Raw genomic sequence first — 2,748 nt, 5'->3', positions numbered from 1 at the left:
CGCCCCGCTGCTGGTGGTATGGGAAAAGCGGGAGTGGAAGACCTGGTTCCGCCGACGCCGGCCCGAACCGGCCAGCGCCTGACCCTGGGTCCCCCGCCCCGATTGTCGGTGGGGCTTCCGCACAATCACGGCGCCAGACACTGCAACGACAAGATCGGGGCTGGGGGTTCGATCCTCGGCCCCGACCTTGCTTGGATTCTCCATGCGCCCGGACGGGGAGACTTCCCCTGGCAGCTTCGGCCCGGAGCTCCCGGGCCCTGCGCAGGTTCGGTGAGTGGTTAGGGTAGGCTTCGCTCGCGCCGGCTGGAGCCGAGGAGTGCCGGGCGATCCGCAGCTCAGGGTCAGCGCCACCGGGTGGACGACAAGTGGGTGAGGGCCGGATGCTGGATCTCTTCGGAGGGCGAGTGCCAGGCGATCCGTCGCTCCCGGTCAGTACCAGCGGGTGGACGGCAAGTTGGCGGGCGTCGGCTGCTGGATGCTTTCGGAGGGTGCAGCCCCGGCGTAGTTCCGGCGCAGGCCCTCCAGAGCCCGAAGGTGGGTGACCAGCTGCAGGATGACATCGCGCACGTCGCCGCTTCCGGCGAGGCTGAGCAGCCGGGCGAGCCCATGCGCAAACCCGGCCAGCGGTGCCACCATCTCGGCGGTGATCTCCCGCCCTTCTTCCGTCAGGTCGCGGATCACCACCACCCGGCTTCCGGCTGTTCCCTGGCTGGACAGGCGAATCGCCGTTAGCTGCAGCGTCCGGCCGTCGAGGTAAGCCAGGCTCGGCGCCAAGTCCTCCCGGCCGCGCACGGACTCCAGAAAAGTGCTGATCGGGCGCTCGGCTGACCCCAGATCCCGTTCCAGCCAGCGCTTGCCAGATTCGTTCCCGGGAACCAGCCCGCGATTGCCGCCTAAGATCAGAATCCCCTCCGGCAGCTGGGCCATGATCTCGCGCATCTCGCGGTCCTGGCGGCTGACCTGCAGCAGGCGATCGGCGACCTCCTGTTCCAGCATGTCGCCCCGGCGCCGCTGGATCGCCGCCATGCGCTGGTTGTCGATGCGCAGGCGGCGGTACTCCAGGGCGCGGTAGGCGGTGTTCTCAAGCACGCTGATATGGTCGAAGGGCTTCGTCAGATAGGCGAAGGCACCGTTGTTCAAGGCCTGGATGGCGGTCTCCAGCGTCGCCCCCCCGGTGACGATCACCACCTGCAAATTGGGGTCGCGCTCTCTGGCTTGCTCGAGCAGCTCCAAACCGTTCTTGCCCGGCATGTTGATGTCGGTGATCAGCAGGTGGTACTCTCCCTGCTCCAAAAGGGCAGACGCACGACTGCCGTCCTGCGCACTGTCGGCCCGCAGGTTCATCCGCTGGACGCGGCGCAGCATCAGCCCGAGCAGGGCTTCATCATCGTCGGCGATCAGGACCGTGGCGGCATCCATGGCCCGACCTCCATCCTGGCGAACGGGACCTTCACGACCCGGAGGGTCAGCATGCTCCCTCCCTTCGCCGGTCGGCACCGGCCTGGCCCAACGACAACCGCCCCTCCCCGCCTAGCGCCTAGGCAACGGGGTGGGCGTGGGAGGCGCCGGCAGGCTCCCAGGCGGGGCGAATACGGCGAACAGATAGCGGATCAGCCAGCCGCTGTCTGCTGCGGCGTACACGCCGTCAGGCCGCCCCCAGACCGGCCTGCGGGACAGCCTGTCCCAGCGGACGAAGCTGAGAACCGCCGCCATGGATTCGGACGGGGGCTCTTCCCCCCCGCCCGGCGGACCGGCTGGTCCCTCCTCGCCACCTCCGGCTGGTGCGGCCGGGGGCTCCTCCCCTCCGCCAGGCGGCAAGGCAGGTGCCTCCTCGACGACGGGTGGTTCGGTTGGGGGCTCTGGCATGGGAGCCTCCGGCAAGGGCCCTGGCGGCTCTGAGGCAGGTGCTGGCGGCTCGCTGGGCTCGGGTGCAGGCGTGGTGGCCTCCTCAGAAGGCACGACGAACGGCTCGGGCGTCGGTGGAGCTTCCGTCGGCGGATCGGTCGGTGCGGTAGGTTCGATCGGCGGCTCGCCCGTGGCTGTGCCTTCGGCGGTGGGCGGCGCAACCGAGGCCAAAGGCGTCTCACTGGGCGTTTCGGCCGTGGAAGTCTGGCTGACCTCAGCGCCCACCGTCGGTGTCGGGTCGGCGGGATCCGTTGTCGGCGTGAGGCTGCTCTCGCCAGTGATGGTCGGCTCCACCGTCGCGGTCGGCGTCGGTGAGCCAAGCGGTGTCAGTTCCACGGGCATCAACATGGACATGAGCATCGTCGGCGGCGTTTGGATGCTCACCGTCACGGTGGCGCTGGAGGTGTCGGCGTTGGCTGCCGTCACCTCGGCCCGATTGGTGTCGTCACACTGTGGATCGGGGGCGGCGTCCACTTGTGCCATCGGCACCAGCACCCGCGCATCCCCTTGAGCCAGGTTCCCCAGGGAGCCAAAGCTGGGCGATCCGACCCAGTGGAAACAGTCTCCCAGATCGTCAGAGACCGATACGGAGAAGGCCGTCCCGGGGCCGTTGTTGATGATCGAAATGAAGAACTGCACAACCTCACCCGGCGCCGCCGAGTCGGTACTGGCTTCCTTGATGACGGCCAGATCTGGCTTGTTGATACGGATGGTGACCGTGGCCACGTTCGAGGCGGCGCCATCGTTGTCCCACACCCGGTAGGTGAAGCTGTCGGCGAGGAACGGGCCGACGTTCGGTGCATAGGTGAAGCTGCCGTCTCCATTGTTGGTGACCAGGCCATT

General features: G+C 68.2%; 2 protein-coding genes. Both read right to left on the bottom strand.

The features are described from left to right. Positions 1-429 precede the first annotated feature (429 nt). Positions 430-1,419, bottom strand: coding sequence for a response regulator (locus MUO23_03380; GenBank protein ID MCJ7511998.1), 990 nt, complete (start codon positions 1,417-1,419; stop codon positions 430-432). Positions 1,420-1,530: 111 nt separating this feature from the next. Continuing rightward, positions 1,531-2,748 (bottom strand): Ig-like domain-containing protein (locus tag MUO23_03375; protein ID MCJ7511997.1); only part of this gene is annotated, 1,218 nt, incomplete at its 5' end.

This window comes from Anaerolineales bacterium (assembly GCA_022866145.1).
Lineage (GTDB): Bacteria > Chloroflexota > Anaerolineae > Anaerolineales > E44-bin32 > PFL42.
Note: the sequence above shows the minus strand (reverse complement) of the source record. Positions and strands in the feature narration are given on the sequence as shown.